Source organism: Pontibacter flavimaris, from assembly GCF_001907195.1.
In the GTDB taxonomy this organism is placed as follows: Bacteria; Bacteroidota; Bacteroidia; order Cytophagales; family Hymenobacteraceae; genus Pontibacter; species Pontibacter flavimaris.
The window spans coordinates 336,427-360,151 of the sequence record NZ_LVWA01000010.1; the positions used below are offsets into that span (position 1 = coordinate 336,427).

Annotated in this window: 22 protein-coding genes and 1 tRNA gene; 11 read left to right on the forward strand and 12 right to left on the reverse strand. The window is 51.5% G+C overall.

All coding sequences use genetic code 11. The features are described from left to right. The first annotated feature begins 389 nt into the window (after positions 1 to 389). Positions 390 to 1,679: a phosphoribosylamine--glycine ligase gene (purD, locus tag A3841_RS16905; RefSeq protein ID WP_073854056.1), complete on the forward strand. Its 1,290-nt coding sequence runs from the start codon at positions 390 to 392 to the stop codon at positions 1,677 to 1,679. A 91-nt stretch (positions 1,680 to 1,770) separates the two neighbouring features. Here the strand turns inward: purD and A3841_RS16910 are convergent, their stop codons facing one another. Next, the gene (locus A3841_RS16910; RefSeq protein WP_073854058.1) at positions 1,771 to 2,184 is read right to left on the reverse strand and encodes a BrxA/BrxB family bacilliredoxin; all 414 of its coding nucleotides are present in this window, start codon (positions 2,182 to 2,184) and stop codon (positions 1,771 to 1,773) included. 342 nt (positions 2,185 to 2,526) lie between these two features. On the opposite strand from A3841_RS16910, the gene A3841_RS16915 reads away from it, so the two are divergent. Beyond that, complete coding sequence (locus tag A3841_RS16915; RefSeq protein WP_073854060.1) at positions 2,527 to 2,871, forward strand: hypothetical protein; 345 nt, start codon at positions 2,527 to 2,529, stop codon at positions 2,869 to 2,871. A 132-nt stretch (positions 2,872 to 3,003) separates the two neighbouring features. Here A3841_RS16915 and A3841_RS16920 read toward each other — a convergent pair whose 3' ends face one another. The 3 genes from A3841_RS16920 to A3841_RS16930 all read right to left on the reverse strand — a co-directional run bounded on the left by A3841_RS16920 (position 3,004) and on the right by A3841_RS16930 (position 4,573). Beyond that, entirely contained in the window at positions 3,004 to 3,261 is a 258-nt protein-coding gene (locus tag A3841_RS16920; protein WP_139307995.1) for a hypothetical protein, read from the reverse strand. A 448-nt stretch (positions 3,262 to 3,709) separates the two neighbouring features. Continuing rightward, a tRNA-Arg gene (locus A3841_RS16925) sits at positions 3,710 to 3,783 on the reverse strand. A gap of 67 nt (positions 3,784 to 3,850) precedes the next feature. Further along, positions 3,851 to 4,573: a TVP38/TMEM64 family protein gene (locus tag A3841_RS16930; RefSeq protein WP_073854063.1), complete on the reverse strand. Its 723-nt coding sequence runs from the start codon at positions 4,571 to 4,573 to the stop codon at positions 3,851 to 3,853. Between the two features lie 203 nt (positions 4,574 to 4,776). On the opposite strand from A3841_RS16930, the gene A3841_RS16935 reads away from it, so the two are divergent. Together A3841_RS16935 and A3841_RS16940 are read left to right on the forward strand one after the other, a co-directional pair. Beyond that, complete coding sequence (locus tag A3841_RS16935) at positions 4,777 to 5,916, forward strand: cystathionine gamma-synthase (protein ID WP_073854065.1); 1,140 nt, start codon at positions 4,777 to 4,779, stop codon at positions 5,914 to 5,916. A 152-nt stretch (positions 5,917 to 6,068) separates the two neighbouring features. Beyond that, positions 6,069 to 6,581, forward strand: coding sequence for a DUF6141 family protein (locus tag A3841_RS16940; protein WP_073854067.1), 513 nt, complete (start codon positions 6,069 to 6,071; stop codon positions 6,579 to 6,581). A 130-nt stretch (positions 6,582 to 6,711) separates the two neighbouring features. Here the strand turns inward: A3841_RS16940 and A3841_RS16945 are convergent, their stop codons facing one another. Both A3841_RS16945 and A3841_RS16950 read right to left on the reverse strand, forming a co-directional pair. Then, the gene (locus A3841_RS16945) at positions 6,712 to 7,422 is read right to left on the reverse strand and encodes an OmpA/MotB family protein (RefSeq protein ID WP_073854069.1); all 711 of its coding nucleotides are present in this window, start codon (positions 7,420 to 7,422) and stop codon (positions 6,712 to 6,714) included. A 182-nt stretch (positions 7,423 to 7,604) separates the two neighbouring features. After that, complete coding sequence (locus A3841_RS16950) at positions 7,605 to 8,153, reverse strand: hypothetical protein (protein WP_073854071.1); 549 nt, start codon at positions 8,151 to 8,153, stop codon at positions 7,605 to 7,607. A 109-nt stretch (positions 8,154 to 8,262) separates the two neighbouring features. On the opposite strand from A3841_RS16950, the gene A3841_RS16955 reads away from it, so the two are divergent. The 3 genes from A3841_RS16955 to A3841_RS16965 all read left to right on the forward strand — a co-directional run bounded on the left by A3841_RS16955 (position 8,263) and on the right by A3841_RS16965 (position 12,221). Then, positions 8,263 to 9,294 (forward strand): isoaspartyl peptidase/L-asparaginase family protein, encoded by a 1,032-nt coding sequence (locus tag A3841_RS16955; protein ID WP_073854073.1) that lies wholly within the window; start codon positions 8,263 to 8,265, stop codon positions 9,292 to 9,294. A 414-nt stretch (positions 9,295 to 9,708) separates the two neighbouring features. Then, positions 9,709 to 10,641 (forward strand): IS1595 family transposase, encoded by a 933-nt coding sequence (locus A3841_RS16960; protein WP_073854075.1) that lies wholly within the window; start codon positions 9,709 to 9,711, stop codon positions 10,639 to 10,641. Positions 10,642 to 10,997: 356 nt separating this feature from the next. Continuing rightward, complete coding sequence (locus tag A3841_RS16965) at positions 10,998 to 12,221, forward strand: IS256 family transposase (protein WP_073854077.1); 1,224 nt, start codon at positions 10,998 to 11,000, stop codon at positions 12,219 to 12,221. A 211-nt stretch (positions 12,222 to 12,432) separates the two neighbouring features. Here the strand turns inward: A3841_RS16965 and A3841_RS16970 are convergent, their stop codons facing one another. Beyond that, on the reverse strand, positions 12,433 to 12,981 hold the full coding sequence (locus tag A3841_RS16970; protein WP_139307996.1) for a hypothetical protein: 549 nt from the start codon (positions 12,979 to 12,981) through the stop codon (positions 12,433 to 12,435). Between the two features lie 448 nt (positions 12,982 to 13,429). On the opposite strand from A3841_RS16970, the gene A3841_RS20420 reads away from it, so the two are divergent. Then, the gene (locus tag A3841_RS20420; protein ID WP_170866225.1) at positions 13,430 to 13,576 is read left to right on the forward strand and encodes a hypothetical protein; all 147 of its coding nucleotides are present in this window, start codon (positions 13,430 to 13,432) and stop codon (positions 13,574 to 13,576) included. Positions 13,577 to 14,247: 671 nt separating this feature from the next. On the opposite strand, the gene A3841_RS16980 is transcribed toward A3841_RS20420, so the two are convergent. Both A3841_RS16980 and A3841_RS16985 read right to left on the reverse strand, forming a co-directional pair. Then, positions 14,248 to 14,604 carry a SpoIIAA family protein gene (locus A3841_RS16980; protein ID WP_073854261.1) on the reverse strand — a complete coding sequence of 119 codons (357 nt, stop codon included), beginning with the start codon at positions 14,602 to 14,604 and terminating at the stop codon, positions 14,248 to 14,250. A 60-nt stretch (positions 14,605 to 14,664) separates the two neighbouring features. Next, positions 14,665 to 15,075: a DUF5329 family protein gene (locus tag A3841_RS16985; protein WP_073854083.1), complete on the reverse strand. Its 411-nt coding sequence runs from the start codon at positions 15,073 to 15,075 to the stop codon at positions 14,665 to 14,667. Positions 15,076 to 15,204: 129 nt separating this feature from the next. Here A3841_RS16985 and A3841_RS16990 point away from each other — a divergent pair, with 129 nt between their 5' ends. The 3 genes from A3841_RS16990 (at position 15,205) to A3841_RS17000 (ending at position 18,431) form a co-directional block, all read left to right on the forward strand. Further along, positions 15,205 to 17,136 (forward strand): hypothetical protein, encoded by a 1,932-nt coding sequence (locus A3841_RS16990; protein WP_073854085.1) that lies wholly within the window; start codon positions 15,205 to 15,207, stop codon positions 17,134 to 17,136. Positions 17,137 to 17,237: 101 nt separating this feature from the next. After that, positions 17,238 to 17,687: a DUF421 domain-containing protein gene (locus A3841_RS16995; RefSeq protein WP_235861453.1), complete on the forward strand. Its 450-nt coding sequence runs from the start codon at positions 17,238 to 17,240 to the stop codon at positions 17,685 to 17,687. Between the two features lie 87 nt (positions 17,688 to 17,774). Next, positions 17,775 to 18,431 (forward strand): hypothetical protein, encoded by a 657-nt coding sequence (locus A3841_RS17000; RefSeq protein ID WP_073854089.1) that lies wholly within the window; start codon positions 17,775 to 17,777, stop codon positions 18,429 to 18,431. A 74-nt stretch (positions 18,432 to 18,505) separates the two neighbouring features. Here A3841_RS17000 and trxA read toward each other — a convergent pair whose 3' ends face one another. From trxA to dnaE, 3 genes are all read right to left on the reverse strand, one after another. Next, complete coding sequence (trxA, locus tag A3841_RS17005; RefSeq protein WP_073854091.1) at positions 18,506 to 18,832, reverse strand: thioredoxin; 327 nt, start codon at positions 18,830 to 18,832, stop codon at positions 18,506 to 18,508. A gap of 282 nt (positions 18,833 to 19,114) precedes the next feature. Next, positions 19,115 to 19,657 carry an REP-associated tyrosine transposase gene (locus tag A3841_RS17010; RefSeq protein WP_073854093.1) on the reverse strand — a complete coding sequence of 181 codons (543 nt, stop codon included), beginning with the start codon at positions 19,655 to 19,657 and terminating at the stop codon, positions 19,115 to 19,117. A gap of 272 nt (positions 19,658 to 19,929) precedes the next feature. Then, positions 19,930 to 23,550, reverse strand: coding sequence for a DNA polymerase III subunit alpha (gene dnaE / locus A3841_RS17015; protein WP_073854095.1), 3,621 nt, complete (start codon positions 23,548 to 23,550; stop codon positions 19,930 to 19,932). Positions 23,551 to 23,725: the final 175 nt, after the last annotated feature.

Sequence of the window (23,725 nt, forward strand, 5' to 3'; positions counted from 1 at the left end):
GGCATAAAGTATAAAGGAGACCGTTGTATGCGTACAGCGGTCTTTTTGTTTGGGGCAAAGTATAAACCCGGGTACAGGAAGCGGGCGAGAGGAAAGTATGGCGCAAGTATAAAACCAAGTTTCGATTTACTAATGCAGTGCAGGTGTAAACCCACCCCTAACCCCTCCGAGGAGGGGAATCATCTACTATTTTGCGAAATTCCCTTCTTGGGAGGGGCAGGGGTGGGTTAATCGCAAGTATGGCGCAAGTATAAAGTATGGCGCTGCAATAGCCTGAGGACCTGTGCCACCGGGAGGAAGTATAAAACTATACTTTGTGCTGCAAGGGCAAGTATAAATTCCTAACTTCGCAGCTTAGCGTACAGCAATCAACCATTAGCAATTAATTTATGAATGTACTTGTGATAGGATCTGGCGCCCGTGAACATGCCATTGCGTGGAAACTGAGCCAGAGCGAGTTCTGCGACCAAGTATTTGTGGCGCCAGGCAACGCCGGCACCGCCGAGTTCCATACCACCGCCGCCGTGGACATCCACGACTTCGAAGAGCTGGGCAAGTTCGCCGCCGACTTCAACATCATGATGGTGGTGGTGGGCCCGGAGAACTCCCTGGTGGAGGGCATCCACGATTATTTTGCGGAGTCGGAGTACCTGAAGCACATCCTGGTAATCGGCCCCAAAAAGGCTGGCGCCATGCTGGAGGGCAGCAAAGACTACTGCAAGTCGTTCCTGCAGAAGTATGACGTGCCTACCGCCCGCTACCAGTCCTTCACCGAGGCCACCTTTAAGGAGGCCGTGGAGTACCTGAAGCAGCAGAGCTTCCCGACGGTGATAAAGGCCGATGGCCTGGCAGCCGGCAAGGGCGTGATCATTGCGCAGGACTATGAGGAGGGCTTCGACGCGCTGGAGGCCATGCTGCGCAACAAGCGCTTCGGCAACGCCAGCAGCAGGGTGGTGATAGAGGAGTACCTGCAGGGGATAGAAGTATCCGTGTTTATACTGACCGATGGCAAGAGCTACGTGCTGCTGCCGGAGGCCAAGGACTACAAGCGCATCGGCGAGGGCGACACCGGCCTGAACACGGGTGGCATGGGCGCCATCTCGCCGGTTCCGTTCGTGGATGAGGCGTTTATGCAGAAGGTGAAGGAGCGCGTGATTGAGCCGACGCTGCGCGGCATGCAGGAGGAGCAGATGGATTACTCGGGCTTCCTGTTTATAGGGTTGATGAGCGTAAACGGCGACCCGTACGTGATCGAGTACAACGTGCGCCTCGGCGACCCGGAGACCGAAGCCATACTTCCGCGCATCAAGTCCGACCTGTTCATGATGTTCAAGGCCCTGCACGACCATACCCTGGGCGAGTACAAACTGGAGATAGATCCGCGCACCGCCACCACGGTTATACTTGCCTCAGGCGGGTACCCGGAGGGCTACGAGAAGGGCAAGGAGATTTCCGGGCTGGAGAACGTGCCGAAGGATGTGCTGGTGTTCCACGCGGGCACCTCCCTGCAGAACGGTAAGCTGCTCAACAGTGGCGGCCGCGTGTTTGCCGTTACCGCCCTGGGCGATACCATGGAGGAGGCGCTGGCCAAGGCCAACGCAGCCGCGGAGGCCATCACCTGGCAAGACCGCTACTACCGCCGCGACATAGGCTTCGATTTGGGGAAGCTGAGCGTGTAAGCCAAGTATAAAAGTATAACGTAAGTATAAAAAGAGAGCGGGCCGGCAGATGATTCTGCCGGCCCGCTCTCTTTTTATACTTTGCTGAAGCCTAGCAATACGCCTCGAAGGCTCCCTGCAGGTTGTCCACCACGCGGTTCAGGTCGTTGCCCTCGATGTGGTAGCGCTCGACCATGTGCACCAGTTCACCATCCTTGAACAGGGCGATAGATGGAGAGGAAGGAGGGTAAGGCAGCATGAACTCGCGGGCCTTGGCCACGGCGTCCTGCTCCATGCCTGCAAACACCGTCACCAACTTGGTCGGTTTTTTGTCAGAGGCAGCCACCGCCATCTTAACGGCAGGGCGCGCCTTGGAGGCCGCACAGCCGCACACGGAGTTTACCGCCAGCAATACAGTGCCACCGGCTTTAATCGCCTGCTCCACTTCCTCCGCGGTCATCAGTTGCTCAAAACCGGCAGAGGTAAGGTCCTCACGGATAGGGGCAACCATATATTCAGGGTACATTGACATAATTATTCGGGTTAAATGTTTATACGATGCAAAGTTAACAAATCTATGCCACAAAAGATACAACAAACAGGTAAGGGAAAACGCTTATAACATAGGGTATAATATAATAGCCACATAAAGTGGTATTGTTTAAGGGATTTGCCTCCTCACCACAACATCTGTATCCTTAGTAAAGTATAAGAAGTTTAACCCCATACGAGTGGCCATGGCATTGGAGGGAATGCCCTTTACAAGACTCGGTTTGATGTTTCTGAGCCTTAGAACGAGTTTAGATGCATGGTAACGCAAAGATGACAAGGTGCCAAGAACAGGAAAATACTACCAAAGATTACAGCTATGATGTCTTCGCCTCATCCTGATACACGTAACGCCTATGTGCGCTACTTTTACCTGCCCGCAAGTAAAGACCGCTGCGCAGAGATTATCGAGGTATTGAACAGTGACTCTGAAACAGTTGAAGTGCCCATGCGGGAGGAGGATGTGGAACTGCAGGCATTCTTTGTCCGGCCCCTGTCGGGCAGGGAGGCTGAGTCCTATAAAAAAGCCGAGACCTGGAAACTGTTTAACTCCTGGGAGGAGCTGAAGCAGGACCACTTCAAGTTCGGGCTGCCGGACGACCTGATGGAGCAGTTGCTGCGCTTCCGGGGCCGTTTCGACCTGCACGAGGAAATGGCGGCATAGAGGGCCAAAAGTATAACGTCTCCAACACAAAAGCCTGAGAATGCATGTAGCTATTTCTCAGGCTTTTGTGTTGGAGGGAGCGGAGTTATTTATACCAGCATACTTTTATACTTGGTAAACCGGAGCAAAAAGCTAAGACAGCCTGTCCAGGATGTGCTCTCCCAGTACGATATCAGTCACCTTAATATGGGAGATCTTAGCGTCTTTTGTCACGCTGCCAGTTTGGAGCACAGCGATTTTATCTGAAGGGGAAACCTCTGCTAAATTGGATATGCCTGACTTTGCCAGGCCCTCGGCCACCTCCTGGTGTAAGAACTTCACGGAGCTCGGGTGTGTCACCATGTTCCGGAAATCGGCTAGAAGCGTAAAAGACGGTTTCGTTAGTTCCAATGCTTTCTTCCAATCCGATATATAGGAGGGGACCACCTCAGGAGATTTCCAGTAACCATCTATTCGGAAGTAAAGGCGGTTTTTTTCAGCTGAATAGGCTATTTCGTAGAATTGATTGCGCGCTATTGATAACATCCTCTTAAACTATAGTAATTAGGCAAAGGTAGGGTTTATGCAGAATTCTAAGGCATTTAACGTGAAATATTCCGATTCGTTCGTTTCTGTAGCGCCTTATCCAGCATGGATTTCAATGGCAGCAGGGCTGGGGATACTATGCATTTCCTGGAACAAACCAGACTGCTTTTCCTGCCGCAGGAAACAGCTGCGATGCCGCCTTGAGAAGTACATCCTATAGCGTTATACTTTTTCAGCATACACACATAGCTTCCGCATAGGTATAACTATGTAAAAAGAAAAAGCCCTCAGCGTGTGCTAAGAGGCTTTTCGGTGGTCGCGAAGGGAGTCGAACCCCTAACCTTCTGATTCGTAGTCAGATGCTCTATCCAGTTGAGCTACGTGACCGTTTTTCCGTTATGGTGATGCAAAGTAACGCCGTTTTTTCCTTAAACGCAAGAGGCAAATCAAAAAATTATTCGCTTTTAGCGGCGGCTTTGCGTAGGGCACGCTTTAAAGCCCTGTCGAACAGGAAGTAAAGCCCGCCGATAGATATTACGATCAGGGCCACCATCAGGATCTGTCCGCCGCGGCCGCTGTCGGGGTTCTGGAGGGCCTGCACCACATCGCGGGCTTGTGTGCCTACCCAGAAGAAGAAGAGTGTGCGCGGCAGCATGCCCACGATGCTCGCCAGGAAAAACTTGCGCCTCTCTATCTGCAGCAGCGAGAGCACGAAGTTCATCAGCGCGAAGGGCAGCACCGGCGAGATGCGCGTGAGGAAGATCAGGCTCCAGCTCTCGCCGCGCAGCTCCTGCATCAGGTTGCGGGCGTTCTCAAAGCGGTTCAGGAAACTCATCATCTTGCCGTGGTCTATGAACCGGGCAATGCTATAGCCAAGGAGTGCCGCAATGCCATACGACACCACAATGCCCGCAAAGCCGCTCCAGCCGATGTAAAAACCGCTGATCAGGGCTATGAACGTGGTAGGCGTAAGGGCCAGCGCCATCGTCACGGAGATCACGGCAAAGTATAGCAACATCTCCCACGCCGATAAATCCTGCAGCAGGCCCTCGTAATGGTACAGCACCACTGCTGCGGTAGAGCTTACCACCACCGGCACCACCACCAGCAATAGCATAGAGATAAACGTTGAGGCGTTTTCGCGTATAAAGGTGCGCAGCAGGGGGAGTGATTTCATGCGGTAAGTATACTTTGTTTTGTCTGCTTGTAGACGAAGGACAAAGGACAAAAGATTTTGGCGGCTTTAAAAGTATAAACCGGGTGTGTTTGCCGTGCCTTTATACTTCGCAGGTGATTTTCTAACTTGCAGGAGCCGCTCCCGCACACTTTGGGTAGCTGTGGGAGGCGAAAATAACTATTCATACCTATAAAGTATAAACGATGAAATTCGGAACGAAAGCGATACATGCTGGCGTGGAGCCAGACCCAACAACAGGTGCCATCATGACGCCCATCTACCAGACTTCCACATACGTGCAGCGCTCGCCCGGCGACCATAAAGGCTATGAGTACTCCCGCACGCACAACCCCACCCGCACGCAGCTGCAGAACGCGCTGGCGGCGCTGGAGAACGGCAAGCATGGCCTGTGCTTCTCCTCGGGTATGGCGGCAGAGGACGCTATCATGAAGCTGCTCAAGCCCGGCGATGAGGTGATCTCCACCAACGACTTATATGGCGGCAGCTATCGCCTCTTCACCAAAATCTTCCAGAACTACGGCATCAAATTCCACTTTACCAATATGGGGAACGTGGCCAACGTGGAGAAGCTGGTAAATGAGAACACCAAAATGATTTGGGTGGAGACGCCTACCAACCCGCTGCTCAACATCATCGACATAAAAGCCTACGGCGAGCTTTGCAGGAAGCACAACCTGCTGCTCGTGGCCGATAATACCTTTGCTACGCCCTACCTGCAAACCCCGCTGGATATGGGCGCCGACATCGTGATGCACTCGCTGACCAAGTACATGGGTGGCCACTCGGATGTGGTGATGGGCGCCATAGTGGTGAAAGATGATGACCTGCACGAGCGCCTGGCATTTATCCAGAACGCCAGCGGCGCCACGCCCGGGCCCCAGGACTGCTTCCTGGTGCTGCGCGGCCTTAAAACGCTGCACCTGCGCATGGAGCGCCACTGCCAGAACGGGCGTAAAGTAGCAGAATACCTGAAAGGAAATGCGAAGGTTGGCAAAGTATACTGGCCAGGCTTCGAGGAGCACCCAAACCACGAGGTGGCCCAAAAACAGATGCGCGACTTCGGTGGCATGGTGTCGTTTGAGTTGAAGGGCGATAACCTGGACGACGCTACCCGTGTGCTGGAGAACCTGAAGCTGTTTGCCCTGGCAGAGTCTTTGGGTGGTGTGGAATCGCTGTGCGGCCACCCGGCTTCTATGACGCACGCCAGCATTCCGCGCGAAGACCGCATGAAGGCCGGCCTGCGCGACACGCTGATCCGCCTGAGCGTGGGCGTGGAGGACGCCGAAGACCTGCTCGCCGACCTGGAGCAGGCGATTGGGTAAATAACGTAGCACGTAACACGATGTGAATAAACAAAAGGCCGTCTGCTTTTAAAGTAGGCAGTTCTTTTATTTCTCCCCTAACTTATCTTTGTTCATATCCGAACCGTAACTAATTTGTATTAAAGAGTCGTGTGTCTTGATACCTGATACTTGTGTCTAAAGAAATCATACTTTTCCGGGAGCGGCAGCGGTTCAGGCAGTTTTGGCTGTGGGTGGTGGTGCTGGGCGTGGCGGCTATCTTCTGGGTGGGCTTTGTGTACCAGGTGCTGCTGGGCGGGCAGTATGGCAACAGGCCGGTGCCGGATGTGCAGCTAAGTATACTTTTTGTGCTGGTGGGGCTGGGGCTGCCCTACTTTTTCTACCGCATGTCGCTTACCACGGAGGTACGGCCGGGGCTGGTGCAGGTGCGCTTCTGGCCGTTCCATGTAAAGCCGAGGCAGATTCCGCTGCACCTGGTGCGCGACTTCGAGCGGGTAACCTACAGCCCCATCGGCGACTACGGCGGCTGGGGCATCCGGTGGGGCTCTAAGGGCAAGGCCTACAACATGTCGGGCAACGAGGGCGTGAAGCTATACTTCTACAACCGCGACCCGCTGCTTATCGGCTCCCAGCGTGCGGGAGAATTGTTCCAGGCCATCAGCGAAGCCAGGCAAATGAAAGTATAATTGTTCGTGAAGCCCGGATTTATACTTCGCAGCTATACTTTGGCTGTGAGGTTATACTGCAGCATAAACAAAAAAGCGCCGGTAACCTGATTGGCTACCGGCGCTTTTTATATTAGCTTAAGGCTAAAAACTAGGCTTTGATGCCCAGGATTTTGTAAACCTCTGTAAAGTCTGGCGTCAGGATGATCTCTGTACGACGGTTTTTGGCTTTCGCCTCAGCAGTACGTCCGGCGTCAACCGGCATGTAGAACGAGCGTCCGGCAGGCGTAACTCTGTCCGGAGACAGGCCTTTCTCGGTCATCAGACGGGTGATTTCCGTGGCACGCAGTACGCTCAGGTCCCAGTTGTCGGTCATATACTTCATGCCGCTCATTACCGAAACGTCATCAGTGTGGCCTTCTACCATCACGCCAACTTCCTGGTTTTTCTTCAGCACAGATACCAGCTGGTCGATCGCTTTTTTGCCGCCAGTGTTCACTTTGGTGCTTCCGGTAGGGAACAACAGCTTGTCGGACATCGAAACGTATACTTTGCCATCTCTAACAGCCACGCTCAGGTCGCCTTCGTTAAAGCCTTGCAGGGCAGTGTTTACCTCGTTTTTCAGGTTGTCGAGGATCTTGTTCTGCTCATTCATGGCACGCTCCATGTCAGCTAGTTTCTGCTCACGCTCTTTCAGAGAGTTAGAAAGCTCGTCAACTTTAGCTTTTGATGCCTGCAGCTCGCGCTCCTGGGCGTCCTTGCTTGCCTGCAGGTCTTCGTACTTTTTAGAAGACACACAGGATGCCATCATTGTAGAGCACATCACCAGGGCAAGAGATGCTTTGAAGAAATTGGATTTCATGGGTGATAGTTTTTGTTTGGATAATGTTTGAGAATACTTTGCAAATATGGTAAAAGATATGTCTGCAAGCTAAGAAAACTCTATTAAAACCAAGAATTTACCCTTTGTTTCTGCTCCAAAACGCGAGATTCTTTGTTATATTGCATTAGAGCTATATTTTTTCCAATAAATTTTTTATCAGGCTAAGAATCTGCAAGATACAACCTGCGCAGGCGGGGCTGCAGGAACCAGATTCCCAACGGCAACAGCAGGAAAAGGAAAAAAGCGCCCAGGTATTCCGCGCCTCCCGCCACCCGTTGCCGCTCCGCGCTCACCAGCGACCGGCCCGCAAAGTATACCGCATACAGGTAGCAGCATGTGGCCAGCAAGTGCAGGGGCACCAGCAGGGCGAGCATGCCGAAGGGCACAGAGCCCATGGCCATACTATCGCGCAGCACGGCCAACGTGTACACAAACAGCAGCGCGTAAAGTATGAGGTAGAGGTTGCCCAGATGAAAGTACAGCGGCGTGATCTTTATACTTTGCGGCAGCCGGCCATAGAGCCAGGAGCCGATCTTCCAAAGCCACAACACGTACACCGTGGCCGGAAACGCGTCCAGCAGCATGGCGCTAACCCGGCCCGTACGGACAGGCAGGGCATCGAGCAGCCAGAGCAGGCCGTGCTGCAGCAGGAACGGGAGCACGAAAAGGAGCAAAAAGGCCTGCCAGTGCCGAAGCCGGAGTAGGAACATAGGTATAAGCGGGTGCGTGTAAGGCTGCAAGATGAGAATTTTGCACCGGTTACGCCAAAAAGCACTATATTTAAGAGCGCGTATTCCTTACTTCACATGTAACCTATCCATGAAAAAGAGTTTATACTTTCTGTGCCTCTTTCTGCTGTCCGGCTTTGTGAGCCTGGCCCAGGGCAAGCCCGACTATAGCAAAATCACGCTGGTGATACACGGCGGCGCCGGCACCATCACCCGCCAGAACATGACCCCGGAGAAGGAGAAAGCTTACCGCGAAAAGCTGAACGAGGCGCTGCAGGTGGGGTATGCGGTGCTGAAGAAAGGCGGCACCAGCATGGATGCCGTGGAGGCCACCATTCATGTGATGGAAGACTCGCCGCTGTTTAACGCCGGAAAGGGGGCCGTGTTCACCAATGAGGGTAAGAACGAGTTGGATGCCGCCGTAATGGACGGCAAAACGCTGATGGCGGGCTCTGTGGCCAGCGTGACCACCATCAAAAACCCCATCTCGGCCGCCCGTGCGGTGATGGAGAAATCAGAGCACGTGATGATGATCGGCAGCGGCGCAGAGCAGTTTGCCAAGCTGCAAGGCATCGAGCTGGTGGATCCATCCTACTTCCACACCGAAACCCGCTATAACCAGCTGCAGAAGCTAAAGGACAAAGAGAAAACGCAGCTCGACCACGACGGCGGCACCAGCAGCAACGAGAACATCTTTACCGAGGGCAACAAGTTCGGCACGGTGGGCGCCGTGGCACTGGATGCGTACGGCAACCTGGCAGCGGGCACCTCCACCGGCGGCATGACCAACAAGCGCTACGGCCGCGTGGGCGACGCCCCGATCATCGGTGCCGGCACCTATGCCGATAACAATACCTGCGCCGTATCGGCCACAGGCCACGGCGAGTACTTTATCCGCTCTGTGGTAGCCCACGACATTGCCGCTATGATGGAGTACAAAGGGTACTCCGTGAAGAAAGCTGCCGATGAGGTAGTGATGAAGAAACTGGTGGAGCGCGGTGGCGAAGGCGGCGTAATTGCGCTGGATAAAAAGGGCAACATTGCCATGCCTTTCAACTCGGCGGGCATGTACCGCGGCTACATTAAAAACGGCAAAGCCGAAGTAGCGATCTACAAAGACTAACAGAGTATAAAGTATAGCTTCGAAGGCCAGCGAATAATTTCGTAGGCCTTTGTTGTTTTTAGTGGTGTATGCATTGGAGTTCCGGGTCCAACTACCCCTGGTTTCACCCCTCCCCAGCCCTCCCCTAAAAACAGGGGAGGGAGCCTGTAATTACTTTTGCCAAAGTATAAGTTTTGTAGCTGCTGTCCTCGCGCGGACAGGTCGCGACCTGTCCCTACAAAGTGTAAACCCACCCCTAGTCCCTCCCGAGAGGGGATTTTTCAGCAGACGATTACATCCCCTTACCCCCTTCAAAGGGGGACTATATACCAGTTGGGACAAAATAAGCAGAGAAAAGCTGAAACTTTATTTCATTAAATTAGGTATATGATGGGACAAGACGAATCTTTACTTTGTTCTTTATCAGCAACCTAAATGAAAAGCCAGTTCAATTCTCTACTTCAACTTCTAGACTTCTTCAATGATGAGGAAACTTGTAAGGCTTTTCTAGGCCAGCAGCGTTGGGGCGATACTCCCTCTTGCCCTCATTGTGGTTGCACCAAAGCCTATGTAACAAACAGGGGCTTCAAATGCTCTGAAAAGACTTGCTACAAGAAGTTTACCGTAACCACAGGTACAATCTTTGAAAACACTAAGATTAAGTTGAGAACTTGGTTCGCTGCAATGTATTTGGTTACTGCACACAAGAAGGGCATCAGCTCTTTACAGTTGTCACGTGACTTGAACATCACGCAGAAGACAGCGTGGTTTGTGTTGCACAGGATCAGAGAGATGCTGCGAGAGAAGGCCCCACAGATGTTAGAAGGCACAGTAGAGTGTGATGAAACGTATGTTGGTGGCAAGGCCGAGAACAAGCACAAGAAGGTAAGAAAGGAGCTAAGGGAGAAAGGGACGGGATACGTGAATAAAACCCCTGTTTTTGGTTTGCTTCAAAGAGAAGGCAATGTGCATACCTTCGTAATGAGCAAAGAAGATGGTGCTACACTGAAGCCTATCCTACGGGAGAAGGTAAGCGCAAGCGCAATGGTAGTAACCGATGGGTTCGGAGCCTATGGTGACCTTCATAAAGAGTTTAAGGCGCATGAGATTATAAACCATGCACAGGATGAATATGTAAGAGGGGAATTCCACACTAACAGTATAGAGGGATTCTGGAGCCAATTAGAGAGAGGCATCTACGGCATATACCACAACGTAAGCCCTAAGCACTTGCACAGGTACTGCCACGAATTCGGGTATCGTTATAACAACAGGAAGGTAACGGATTGTGCTAGATTCCATGATGCGGTTAACAAAGTAGGTAATACAAGACTTACTTATAAGGCTCTTATAGCAAATAATAAATAAATCCTTATATTTACATCGAAAACAGGGAAGGCTACCTGTCAAACAGGTAGCCTAATTAAATGGGTGTTCAACCAAAACCTGTACTAACAAAGGTGACGCTGCGATTTTTAACAAACAGTTAATGAGACTATTGTTAATATTCGCGACTCTAATGTGGCCTGCACTATATAAAGGATTTTATCCGGATGCACACGCCAGTTTGTTAGTAAACACTTTAGATTAGCTCGTACTAACCTAAAGTAAAAGTGAGAGGCGGTTTAGCTATGGGCACTAAACCCTTTGAAAGTAAAGCAACGGCGAGGCTGTAAAACAAACTGTGTCAAAGGATTAGGAGTATTACCTTTAACACAGTCAACATGGAAGAGAAAAACGAGCTGGATCTAGACAAGATCAAGCGCCAGTTCCTGGAGGAGTTCCGGAGCGGCAAACCCACCTTCGGCAAAGACGGCGCCTTAGGCCCGTTGTTGAAGCACTTCTTAGAGGCCGCCCTGGACGCGGAGATGGACCTGCACCTGTCGCAAGAGCAGCGAGGGCAAGGCAACCGCCGCAACGGCAAAGTCAGCAAACAGGTCCGCACCTCAGACGGCACCATTGAGGTGGCCTCGTCCCGCGACCGCTCGGCCAGCTTCGAGCCGCAGATCATCAAAAAAAGGGAGACGGTGCTGGCCGAGAACCTCGAGCCACGCATTCTGAGCATGTACGGCTTAGGGATGAGCCTCAGGGACATTTCGGCTCATCTCAAGGACATGTACGATATGGACATTTCCCACGACACGCTCGCCGCGCTCACCGAGAAGATAGTGCCCCAGGTAAAGGAATGGCAGGCCCGGCCGCTGGATAGGCTCTACTGCATCGTCTGGCTGGACGCCATGCATTACAAGGTGCGGCAGGAAGGACGCACCGTCTCCAAGGCCGTCTACAACATCCTGGGCATTGACCGCCACGGTCACAAAGAGTTGCTGGGCGTGTACGTCTCCGAAAGCGAGGGAGCCACTTTCTGGCTCTCCGTGCTCACCGACCTGCAGCAGCGGGGCGTTGCCGACATGCTCATCGCCTGCATCGATAACCTCAAGGGCTTTGCCGAAGCCATCGCCAGTGTCTTCCCTCAGGCTGAAGTACAGAGCTGCATTGTCCACCAGATCCGCAATAGCCTCAAGTACGTGGGCTCAAAGGACCAGAAGGAGTTCCTGCGCGACCTCAAGCCCGTGTACCGGGCAGAGACCAAGGAGCTGGCTGAGCTGAGGCTACTGGAATTGGAGGAGAAGTGGGGCAGAAAGTACCCCAAGGTGCTCGAGAGCTGGCAACGGAACTGGGACAAACTCTCCACGTACTTTAAGTTTACAGAACCGATCAGAAAGCTGATCTATACCACCAACACCATCGAAGGCTTTCACCGCCAGGTGCGCAAGGTGACCAAGACCAAGGGAGCTTTCCCATCAGATATGGCCCTGCTGAAGCTGATCTACTTATCGCACCAGAACATCAGCAAAAAGTGGGTGATGCCACTTGCCAACTGGAGCCAGACGGCCCAGCAGCTCTCGATCTGGTTTGGGGACAGGATGCAGCTGGACTTGAAGTGAGAAGCACCTGGAAAAGTGTGGCCCTGTTGCTGTAAGGATTCACACCAGTACACCAACAGGGCCAGTAAATGGGAAGAAGGAAATGACACAGTTTAAATTACACTCCCGCAACGGCTAAGGTTTTGGAAGCTAAAGCCGCTCCACAGTTTACCTATTCAAAGGCCTCTCTGGTAACATTATTTATTCTTAGGGTAGCGCTGCTACCCTTTTTTTATTCTGAACCCCTGTGATTTTCATCTATTAGTTCTCCATCTTCGTCGAACCATTCTTTGAGTCCAGTATAGTATTCTGCTCCGTCATAAGGTCTATATCTGTCAAATATCACTCCCTTAGATATTTTCGCGCTTATAGAGCCTGATACACTACTCATGGGATCAGCGACTTTAGTAAGGCTTGTGTCAAAGAGGCTAAGTTGGTCAACGATCTCTCTTGATGTAAGGCACCTCCCATTGCTAGCAATCACATATTTGATTTTCATAGACCAGGACCAGGTCTGCTTGTAATCCTTGATAGCAGCAGAATGTTCGGGATTGTCTGTGAAAACCGAGGCCTGCGAGGGAGCAGGCACATAAATAGGCTTTGCTATAGGCGCATGATTTGATTCAACATAATTTGATTCACCAGAAGGAGAAGTTAGCTGCCTTAGTAAATCCCTGTAATTATTCGCTTGTGATTCTAACTCATTGAGCTTGCCTCTGTAGTAGCTCACAAGCTCATTGCGTTGGGATTCATTCAGCTTTACTATCAATGCGTCTTCCATTGTTTTCGGTTTGGAATTAAGGATAAATTTACGCATCTTTGTATTAATAAAGGGATAGGCACAAGGATGCCACCTTTGTAATGCAAAGATTAAATTCTTATGAAGAGAAGCCCTAGATTTAGACAGTCGGGGCTTTTCTTTTTTCTATATATCAAAGGTATGTAAAGCTTTGCAATTAAGCAAGACTCTCTAGGGCGGGAGATGATATTTTATTCTAGAGGGTAAAGAACACACTAGGGCGCCTATGTTGTTTACTTAGTAGGAATATATTACAATTAGCTATCAGTCAATCCATTACCCCTTACGCCCTCTTTGTAGGCTATTTATTTTAGTCTATTATATATGAGTTCCCTTATAATAAAAATATTTGAAAAAAATTTTCCATTGTTGCGTATTACGTATTAATTGAGCAATTTAATTTGATTGCAGAAGATTGCACCTTTTCACTATGGCTAAGAAGAAAGAACCAAAAAAACGTCCAGAGAAGTATGAGCAGAAGCTTCATGTAAAAGGCACGTTTGAAGACTTGTTAAAAGTTTCAGTGTCCGATAAGAAGGACAAGCCTAAAGATACGGGCAAGGAAGAGAAGAAATAAAAAAAAAGGAGGCTCCCCGCCTCTTTAAAAATCAACACACGCTTTGTCCCAACTGGTATATAGTTGCCCTTCAAAGGGGGACTTTGGTTCAAACTGCATAGTAAGTGGCTATTGAATCTGATCCCAGCCTTTGGGTTGAGCGCCTATGCGAGTTTTTCCGGTGACGAGCGCGAGCGAGGCAGCCCGAGGCACGAGGGCAGGAAAAGCTCCCAGCGCGATGCCCGAAGGCGAGCCCTCTCGGCCTGGAGGGCACCAATGTCGGAAATGAAACGAGACGCCTGTAAGACTGAGGGTGAACGGCAGCTAGTAAGTATAGCTTGGTTCAAGTGGAGGGAAGCGGTGGCAACGAAGCATAGCCAGGGTATAAGTATGGCTTTTCAAGCCACTTGGGTTGCAAACCCAACATCATAGTAGGCACGAGTTGCAAACTCGCGCCAGCGGGGGTCTTGCGCCATTAAATAAGGAGGCACAAGCGGACGCTTGCGCCAGCATAGGGTATACCAGAAGCAAGTATAAAAGTATAACTTGTATCAACAGAAAGTATAACAGCGCTTAAAAGTATGGTTCTGTTAAAGAATAAGCGTGACAGCTATAACATCACTAACCGGTGAAAATACAACTGTCCGGCAAGTATACTTGCCGGACAGTTCACCAAAATCATACTTTCTGCCTCACAAATTAATCCACTCCCAGGCAAGCTGGCGCTGGGTGAAATCAAAATACTTCACATCGGCACTGGTAAAAGGCTTGGCCATGATGGTCAGCCAGTCTATCCATTTCTTATCCCCCACCAAAGCCACCTTACTGAAGTTTGAGGCGTGCTTAATGTCGAATTTGATGTCCTCCCACAGCGCCCGCAGCGAGATATCCGCCACGTCCTGCACCTCGGCGTACACCCTGATCTTGCCGTGCTGCTTAATGCGCTCCTGCAGCAGCGGCAGCATCACGTCGTAGTCGCTGCGGCTCACGTCGCCTGAGATCCGGAAAGCGACCAGATCGTCCTTAGATTGTTCGAGAAGCTGTAGCATGGCAAAGGAGGTTTTATACTTCTGCCTTACGCGCAAGAGGTGCGTTTCGTTCTTTAACTGTTACTGCTCCAGTTGTTTGAGCTCCGTTAGCAGCACCTCGTTGGTTGTCTTGGTGGTGCCATCGGTAAAGCGGATAAGGTAATCCTTGCCCGAGAGGCCGGAGCGGGAGGCGAGCTCCTCCACAAAGCCCTCGGCAGTTTTTATACTATCCCGGTGTTTCTCCCACTTCGACTCCAGGTGCTCGGCTGCCTGGCGGCAGGTATGCTCGCTACCGTTGCGGATAAAAGTGGCGCCTTCCATTTTAGCGATCCGCTGTATCAGGTACTCCACTTTCTCGTCCTCGGTAAGTTTGGGAGCGCTGGACTCCGAAGTGACTGCGGTGGCAGCCTGCGCTGAGGCGGTGTGAGGGGAGGCAACTCCGAGACAAAGTATAAACCCTAGCAGCACGTATGCCTTCGTCTTTGATTTCATATTAAATTTATGATTATAGCGTTATTATTAGCATCTTTAATGCACTTAAGTTCAACCTTTAGCGTTTAGTGGTCTCAGCCGGGCCGGTACGGTACAAGCCACAGCCCTCATGACGCAGCAACGTAATTTATGAGAAGAATAATTTCAGCTTTAGCTATTTTACTGGTGTGCCAGCAGGCCGTTTTCGCGCAGCGCAACATAGAAACCCGCCTTGGCTATAGTTACAACGATGATTTTCAGTTTTCGGATGAGTGGCAATACCTCTCCACCGATATTTACCTCTACAACGGCAATAAGTTTACCCGCGTGCTGAACGAGCTGGAGTCAGGCTCCCGCAAGCCCAAGAAGAAGTATGGCAACGTGCTGGAGTACCTCATGATCACGGCCCAGCTCAAGAACATGAAGGTGTTCGGCAACGACGACATTGTGTACCCTCTCTACAACTTCGCCATCGACCAGGACAAGAACGACTACAAAACCCAGGTGAGCGACCACCAGGAGGTCGTGCGCATCATCGATAAAATGCCGCTGGGCTCTGCCAACAACAACATCGATGCCGTCATCAATGCCAAGGCCATCACCAACGGCCAGAGCGACCAGGTGTTTAACCTGGTGGCCAACCAGCTGATGGCCATCTCCAAGCTTACCTCGCCCAGCACCGCGGTGCTCTCGCTGGTGGGGGAATTCGGGAACCTGCTCAACTCCAGGGCCAGCCGCAAGGAGTATAAGTTCAGCTCCACCATCCGCCTCTACGAGGGCCAGGATTTTGACACGCGCCTGCACTCGGTGCGCATTTACGTGTTCGTGCCGAGCGATGTGAAGAAGGTGGACATCAAGACCGTGAAGCTGACCGACTACCTGCAGAAGAACCCAAACAAGCTGGACCGCCGCCAGCTGGAGGAGATGACCGGCTACAAAGACTATCCATTTATGGTGGTGGCCAACTATAAATCGCTCTACAAGATGGATGTGCTGACCGGCGATGAGGTGACACTGGACCTGATCGAGAAGCGCAAACTGAAGATACAGGCCGCTTACGACCAGCAGCTGATAAACGACGAGACCTTTCGCCAGGAGAAGCTGTTTGTGGAGTTCCTGCGCTCCTTTGCCGACATGAAGCACAACCTGAACACCTATCGCCTGAACTACCGCAACAACAGCGCCGACATCAACGCGAAAAACCTGTTCGGCATCGTGCAGGAGTACAAGCGTCTGAAGGGGATCTTCGATGCCCGAGAGAAGGAGTTTGCCAAGAACAGCACCTACCAGAACATCTTCCGCTCCGAGTATGAGTCCATACTTGTAAATGCCGATTTATACTTAGAGGGCGACCACAACCTGAAAAACGGCAAGCTGCTGGTAAACACGCTGCGTGAGCTGGAGAACGACCCCAAATCGTGGAACACACCCGAGAAGCGCGAGGCGGCCCTGGCCAGGCTATACGCCATCGAGCTGCCCAAGAAGGAGTTCTTGACGGCGTCGGTAGAGGGCGAGGCCATTGTGCGCCTTACCCAGAAGCTGGAGGAGCAGCAGTATAACGAGGTGTTTATGAAGGAGGTGCAGAACCTGAGCGGCACTGAGGCCAACGACCAGACCATGCCGCAGCGCAACAACCTGCTGGAAAAGGCCGGCGCTACCAAGTGCCAGAGCTGCCGCGAGAAAGTGCGCGAGGCCATTACCGACTACAATAAGCGCTACGACAGCTATAAGCTGAAGCAGGCCCTGAAAAAGAAGGAGGAGCTGAACCAGAGCGCGGAGGCAACGGTGTTTAAGTACCTGAAGCGCCAGCTATGCATCGAGAGCAACCTGCAGATGGCCACCGCCTCCACCAGCGATAACCTGGATCAGTACATGAGCCGCATGCACGAGAAGAACAGCGAACTGGGCAAATCCATTAAGATGCTCGATGCCCTGAACAAGAGGGAGATGACTGAGGAGCGGCTGGACAAAGTGCAGGAGTATAACGCCCGCCTACAGCACCAGATACAAGAGGTAGAGAAAAACTTTGAGGTGATTTATACTTTGGATAAAAGCCTCTCTAACTGTGAGGACGCCAGCTAAGGCCGTAGAACTCGCTGCCGGATCTGTGCGTTTGCAGGGTTATGGGAGAGTATGTTGACCTTGTTTTAGGCATCCATGAAGAGACATTAACCTGGTGGCAGATGTCTGCGAGGGCGGTGGGGGTTTTCCTTGCCGCCCTGCTCATTATCCGAATCGGGAACCACCGCATCTTCGGGAAAAACTCCGCTTTCGATATCGTGCTGGGCATCATCTATGGCTCCATCTTAAGCCGGGCCATCACCGGTAATTCCCCTTTCTGGCCCACCTTGGTCGCTGCCTTCGTGCTGGTGATGCTGCACAAGCTGCTGGCCTCTTTCGCCTTCTATACTAACTCTGGCGTGAGTGATTTTATAAAGGGTGCCTCTAAGACGCTGGTAAAGGACGGGGAGTTGCAGAAGGAGGCAATGGCAGAGAACAGCATCACGGAAAACGACCTGACGGAAGCTGTCCGGAGTTCGGGCAGCTACGGTGGCATAGAGCGCATCCAATACGCCTACCTGGAGCGGAGCGGAAAGATCAGTGTTATACTTAAAAATGAGGGGGAAGAGTAAACAGGAACCCTGTTTAGGTTGTTTGTAAACATAGTGGGCTTGGGGATGATCCCCTTCCTTTTGTGCGAAGTAAATTAACGTGAGCAAATGAAACTTGGGGCAACCTGGCTGTTACTGTTCCTGCTGCTGCTAAGCCTGCAAGGCTTTGCCCAGGAGGTGAAGCTGAAGGAGGTGGTGGTAAGGCCCGACCTGCGCAAAGAGGTGTTGGGCACATCGCAGAAAAAAGCCGATTACGGCCACGGCGGAAGCAAAAGCTACCCGCACTACCAAACTGCCTACCACATCCCGTCTAAAGGGTACTCCGGCTTTATAGATAGGATAGGGGTGTATATCTACCACAAGCGCTCTTTCCCGGACCTGTTCAGAAAGCCGAACAAACTGCAGGTGTACCTGTATGCCGTAGACTCCGCAGGGCTGCCCGGGGAGCCGCTCTTCCCGGAGCCGCTGATCCTTCAGCCAAAAGGCAATACCTACTGGCATTGGATCGATGTCTCAAAGTATAACCTGGTGCTTCCGGATGAGGGCGTTTTCGCGGCGGTAAGCTGGCCGCAGGCTACAAAGCAGGACAGCGGCCCGTATGTGGGCATGACCAACGAGTGCGACACCTGCCCGTTCTATGTCTACCGCTTCCTGACGGATGAGCCGGTCTGGATAGAGATTGACCGGGGAAGAGTGGCGAAAGAGAAAGGCGAGGAGGAATTTAACCAGAACCTGATGGTGCGGCTGGAGGTGTCGGTGAAGTAACAATGCAGGCGCAACTAAAAAGGGCTCTCCTTTACCAGGAGAGCCCTTTTTTTATTCGTTATGTCTGCTACAGATTAAGCCATTTGCGCGTCGAGCTTCTGAGACAGCACGTTTTTAGGCACAGCACCAACCTGCTTGTCTACTACCTCACCGTTTTTGAACACCAGCAGGGTAGGGATGCTGCGGATACCGAACTTAGCGGAAGTCTGTGGGTTGGCGTCCACGTCCACTTTGCCGATCACGGCTTTGCCTTCGTACTCGCCGGCCAGTTCCTCCACGATCGGGCCTACCATACGGCACGGTCCGCACCACTCTGCCCAAAAGTCTACCAGCACTGGTTTATCTGAATTGATAATCGCATCAAAGTTCGCGTCTGTGATTTCTATCGCCTTGTTAGCCATAATTTTATTGTTTTGTTGTGTTTAATTCAATGGTTAAATATAGTAACAATTACAGGTTTGGCAAATACGGCACCAAACTTAGGTTTCCTGACAAGCTGTCGTGCTTAGGATAGTAGAACACCGAACGAGGGCATTTGTTATACTTACGGCACAGATTGCTGCAGGATATCTTCATGTTTGTATAAACAAATGTTGTAAGTAAAAGTTTCAGCGGCAAGAGATATGGAAAAAGGAGGGTGAGAGAGGGCCGAAAAACTACATTAGCTAGAAACTCTAACGTTTTCAATCCAGCAACGCAACTTCCAGTAGACCCGGTAAATCAGCATAGTTTGCAGCGGAGCTATAGCGGTAATGTTCCGGCTCGTTTACCCATTCCGCCCGCACCGGATTTTGATGAATGTAATCCAGTTTCTGATCTATAAAGGTATTGCTTAAAAGCTCCTTCGCCTCATTGCCTTCCTGCCATACTTTATAGTGCCTTACTTTGGTGCTCAGGTGCGCATTGAACTCAAAGCGGTGCAGCAGCCACTGCCTGCGGCTTTCGGGTTCTTCCTGTATCGTGGCTATGATTTTGCGGCTGGTAAACTGCTTAAAGTCCCGGACGATGTCTGATAGATTCTTCCCTTCAGCAGCGGCAATCAGGTGCAGGTGGTTGCTCATCAGTACCCAGGCACAAAGTTTCAACCCTTTCTTCTCTTGGCAGAATTTGAGAGCATCAACAACGATGTGTTTATAAACAGGCCGCGTAAAAACATCCACCCAGTCGACCACCGTCATCGTCAGAAAGTATAAACTGCTTGGTATGATCCTGTTCTTGAGTCCCATGTGAGTACCATGTGTGATTTATACTTTGTATAAGTAGGTGCTGTTTCGGACTTCCTAGTCCGAAACAAAGGCTGAAGCGGATTTCCTAATCCGCGTTAGTGAAATACGGGGATTAGGAAATCCCCGCCAGCATTCCATCCGGACTAGGAAGTCCGGATGAGCAAAAACTATCAAAAGCAAAAAGAGGCATGCTACCGCAGCAGCACGCCTCTTTTATACTTTTACAGAAGAGCAGATGCGCGCCTAAATCTTCGCATCTCTAAATCTTCAAATCAAATCAGCCTGCACTCCCCAAGCCCCATATCCTTGATAGAGTTCAAAAACACCTTCGGGTCGATTCTATACTTGCGGGAGTAGGTGGGTAGCGCCAGTTTCTCCTCCGGCACGTGCAGGGTAATCTCTAAACGCTTCTGGCCTGGGCTCGATACGATAGCGTTTTCCAAAGCTTCGGCCAAGTTTGGCGTGAAAAGCTGCAGGTTAACATTTACCTGAACGCCCTGCGCCATCTTATCCATCACATCACCCAGCAGCTGAATGTTCTGCGGCTTGAGCTCCCACTGGTCCTCAGTTTTATAGCGCAGCTGCACCTTGCCCCGGATAAACAAGTATAAACCCATCTTCAGGTAGGGCGAAAACTTCACGTAATCTTCCCCAAACAGGGCCATTTGCATCGATGTGTCATAGTCCTCGATGGTGAAGAGGGCAAACGGGTTACCATTTTTAGCCGTGCGGATCACCACATCGGTTACCATGCCGGCCACGTTCACGTCGCGGTTCTTATACTCTTCGATCCTGTCCAGCGGGCAGGTGCAGTAAGAGTCAATCTCCAGCTTAAACTGGTCGAGCGGGTGGCCCGACATATAAAAACCTACTACCTCTTTCTCCCGGCGAAGCATTTCGGCCTGCGTCCAAACGGGCACTTCGGGTAACTTAGGTAACGGCGCGGCTACAGCGGCACTTCCCCCAAACAGCGACTGTTGCGCAGCCTGCTGTTCTGCCTGGTAACTGTTGCCGTAACGTACCGCTTTTTCCAGCAAAGGCATACTCTCGCCTTCCGGAATCTCGATCAGTTGGGCACGGTGGTATAGTTCCCACGAGTCGAAACAGCCGGCCAAGGCCATACTTTCAAAGGTTTTCTTGTTTACCGCACGCAGGTTCACGCGCTTGGCAAAGTCGAAGATATCCTGGTACAACCCTTTTTCACGCTCTGCAATAATAGCATCTACGGCAGCTTCGCCGGTTCCTTTTATTGCAGCCAAACCAAAACGAATCTGTCCCTGCTCGTTCACGTTGAACTTCAGTAACGATTCGTTTACGTCCGGGCCTAATACAGCTACACCTTGCTTGCGGGCTTCCTCAATAAAGAACGTTACCTTTTTGATGTCGTTCATGTTGTTGGTCAGCACCGCCGCCATGTACTCGGCGGGGTAGTGAGCCTTCAGGTAACCTGTCTGGTAAGCAACTACAGAGTAAGCAGCCGAGTGCGAGCGGTTAAAGCCGTACTGGGCAAACTTCTCCATCACGTCGAATACCTCAGAGGCTTTCTTAGAAGGAATTTTATGAATTTCGGCGGCTCCGGCAATGAATTTCTCACGCTCCTCGGCCATCTTTTTCATGTCCTTCTTACCCATCGCGCGGCGCAGCAAGTCGGCACCACCCAGCGAGTAACCGGCCAGGATCTGGGCCGTCTGCATGATCTGCTCCTGGTACACCATGATCCCGTACGAGTAATTCAGGATCGGCTCCAGCAGTTCGTGCGGGTATTCAACCTCCTCTTTGCCATGTTTCCGGTTAATGAAGTTCGGGATGAACTGCATCGGGCCCGGACGGTAGAGGGCGTTCATGGCAATCAGGTCTTCAATGTTGGTCGGCTGCAGGTCTTTAAGGTACATGCGCATACCTTCCGACTCGAACTGGAACGTACCAATGGTGTCGCCACGCTGGTATAGTTGGTAGGTCTTTTCGTCGTCAATCGGAATGTTATCTATATCGATCTCAACACCATGGTTTTTCTTGATGAGCTCCATGGCATCTTTAATGATGGTCAGGGTTTTCAGGCCCAGAAAGTCCATCTTCAGCATGCCCGCACTCTCGATCACCTTACCATCAAACTGTGTAACCAGTAGGTCAGAGTCTTTGGAAGTAGAAACCGGGATATAGTTGGTAATGTTGTCCGGAGCAATGATAACGCCCGCTGCGTGGATACCGGTGTTACGGATAGAGCCTTCCAGCTTTTCAGCCAGTTTCAGCACAGCAGCGCGGTGGTCAGTTCCTTCACGAATAGCAGCCAGGTCCAGGTTCTCCATAAAAGCCTTGGCCAGCGTGGTGCCTGGGGTTTCAGGTACCATTTTGGCCAGCTCGTTGGCTTCAGCCAGAGGCAATGAAGTAGAACGCGCCACGTCTTTGATAGACGATTTGGCGGCCATCGTACCGAACGTGATGATCTGGGCTACCTGCGTCTTGCCATACTTGTCCACCACGTAATCGATCACGCGCTGGCGGTTCACGTCGTCAAAGTCAATATCAATATCGGGCATCGATACACGCTCCGGATTCAGGAATCGCTCGAACAGCAGGTTATACTTGATCGGGTCGATGTTGGTGATACCGATGCAATACGCTACCGCCGAACCTGCCGCCGAACCACGGCCAGGACCTACAAACACGCCCATATCGCGGCCACGGTTAATAAAGTCCTGCACAATAAGAAAGTAACCGGCAAATCCCATCGTCTCCACAATGCGGAGCTCATAATCGAGTCGTTCCTCAATTTCAGGAGTGATATCGGTGTAGCGCTTTTTAGCTCCCTCGTAGGTAAGGTGGCGCAGGTAGGCATCCGGCCCGGCGTGCTCCGGCGGAATCGGGAAGTTGGGTAGCAGGATGTCGCGCTTCAGTTTCGGAGGCGTTATCTTGTCTACTATGTCGTTCGTATTATCCACTGCTTCCGGCACGTCTTTGAACAACTCGTTCATCTCAGCCTGCGTCTTGAAGTAGAACTGGTCGTTGGGGAAGCCGAAGCGCGTTTTGGGGCCGGCCTCGTCAATGCGGTTCAGCATCTGGCGCACACTGGATTGGTGCCCGTATTTCTGGCGCACATTCTCCACCGTGTCATAGATCACCTTCTGGTCATCCGACAAAAAGCGATAATATTTAGTTGTAAAGTCACCAACCGGAGTGCTTTGGTCCTCGCCAGTATTCACGCAAAGCAGAATATCGTGCGCGTTCCAGTCTTCCTGGTCTACATAATGCGAGTCGTTAGTGCAGATTACCTTTACGTTATACTTTTTGGCCCATTTCAGCAATACCTGGTTTATGTCTTCCTGGCTTTTGCCGGTGCCGTCAATATTCATCAGGCCATGGCGCTGAATTTCGATGTAATAATCCTCGCCAAATACATCGAGCCACCACTTAAATATCTCCTCGGCCTCTTCCTCGGTTTTCCAAAGGATGGCCTGCGGTACCTCGGCACCGATGCAGCAACTGGTGGCGATCAGGCCTTTGCTATACTTTAAAAGCAGCTCTTTATCGATGCGCGGCCACTTGCTGTAAACACCTTCAATGTAAGACAGCGAGCAAAGCTTGGCCAGGTTCTGGTAACCTTCCTGGTCTTTGGCCAGCAGCAACTGGTGGTGGCGCACATCCCGTACCTCTTTGCTGAAGGTTTTCTGGTGGCGGTCGGCGACCAGGTAAAACTCGCAGCCCACGATCGGCTTCACGTTATACTTGTTGGCCTCGTTCACGAAGTTGAAGGCAGCAAACATGTTTCCGTGGTCGGTCATGGCCACGGCGGGCATGCCATCGGCCTGCGCCTTTTTCATGAGCGCGCCAATGCTGGCCTGGCCGTCGAGCAGCGAGTACTGGGTATGGGTATGTAAATGCGAAAAAACAGGCATTCAGGAGGAATTAGTAATGACGAAAGAAGAATTAATAATGGCCTTGCTGTAAGTATAAACTATACTTGCCAAGCCATCGCCGGGATGTTAAAATTACTCAAAATCGGGCGGCTGCCCAAACTATGCGCGGCCATTCTGCTAACAAAAAAGCGGCGGAAATAGTCTCCGCCGCTGC

Coding starts and splice junctions, on each gene's coding strand:
- purD (WP_073854056.1), top strand. CDS start 390: ATGAATGTACTTGTGATAGGATCTGGCGCCCGTGAACATGCCATTGCG.
- A3841_RS16910 (WP_073854058.1), bottom strand. CDS start 2,184: ATGTACCCTGAATATATGGTTGCCCCTATCCGTGAGGACCTTACCTCT.
- A3841_RS16915 (WP_073854060.1), top strand. CDS start 2,527: ATGATGTCTTCGCCTCATCCTGATACACGTAACGCCTATGTGCGCTAC.
- A3841_RS16930 (WP_073854063.1), bottom strand. CDS start 4,573: ATGAAATCACTCCCCCTGCTGCGCACCTTTATACGCGAAAACGCCTCA.
- A3841_RS16935 (WP_073854065.1), top strand. CDS start 4,777: ATGAAATTCGGAACGAAAGCGATACATGCTGGCGTGGAGCCAGACCCA.
- A3841_RS16945 (WP_073854069.1), bottom strand. CDS start 7,422: ATGAAATCCAATTTCTTCAAAGCATCTCTTGCCCTGGTGATGTGCTCT.
- A3841_RS16950 (WP_073854071.1), bottom strand. CDS start 8,153: ATGTTCCTACTCCGGCTTCGGCACTGGCAGGCCTTTTTGCTCCTTTTC.
- A3841_RS16955 (WP_073854073.1), top strand. CDS start 8,263: ATGAAAAAGAGTTTATACTTTCTGTGCCTCTTTCTGCTGTCCGGCTTT.
- A3841_RS16960 (WP_073854075.1), top strand. CDS start 9,709: ATGAAAAGCCAGTTCAATTCTCTACTTCAACTTCTAGACTTCTTCAAT.
- A3841_RS16965 (WP_073854077.1), top strand. CDS start 10,998: ATGGAAGAGAAAAACGAGCTGGATCTAGACAAGATCAAGCGCCAGTTC.
- A3841_RS16970 (WP_139307996.1), bottom strand. CDS start 12,981: ATGGAAGACGCATTGATAGTAAAGCTGAATGAATCCCAACGCAATGAG.
- A3841_RS20420 (WP_170866225.1), top strand. CDS start 13,430: ATGGCTAAGAAGAAAGAACCAAAAAAACGTCCAGAGAAGTATGAGCAG.
- A3841_RS16980 (WP_073854261.1), bottom strand. CDS start 14,604: ATGCTACAGCTTCTCGAACAATCTAAGGACGATCTGGTCGCTTTCCGG.
- A3841_RS16985 (WP_073854083.1), bottom strand. CDS start 15,075: ATGAAATCAAAGACGAAGGCATACGTGCTGCTAGGGTTTATACTTTGT.
- A3841_RS16990 (WP_073854085.1), top strand. CDS start 15,205: ATGAGAAGAATAATTTCAGCTTTAGCTATTTTACTGGTGTGCCAGCAG.
- A3841_RS16995 (WP_235861453.1), top strand. CDS start 17,238: ATGTCTGCGAGGGCGGTGGGGGTTTTCCTTGCCGCCCTGCTCATTATC.
- A3841_RS17000 (WP_073854089.1), top strand. CDS start 17,775: ATGAAACTTGGGGCAACCTGGCTGTTACTGTTCCTGCTGCTGCTAAGC.
- trxA (WP_073854091.1), bottom strand. CDS start 18,832: ATGGCTAACAAGGCGATAGAAATCACAGACGCGAACTTTGATGCGATT.
- A3841_RS17010 (WP_073854093.1), bottom strand. CDS start 19,657: ATGGGACTCAAGAACAGGATCATACCAAGCAGTTTATACTTTCTGACG.
- dnaE (WP_073854095.1), bottom strand. CDS start 23,550: ATGCCTGTTTTTTCGCATTTACATACCCATACCCAGTACTCGCTGCTC.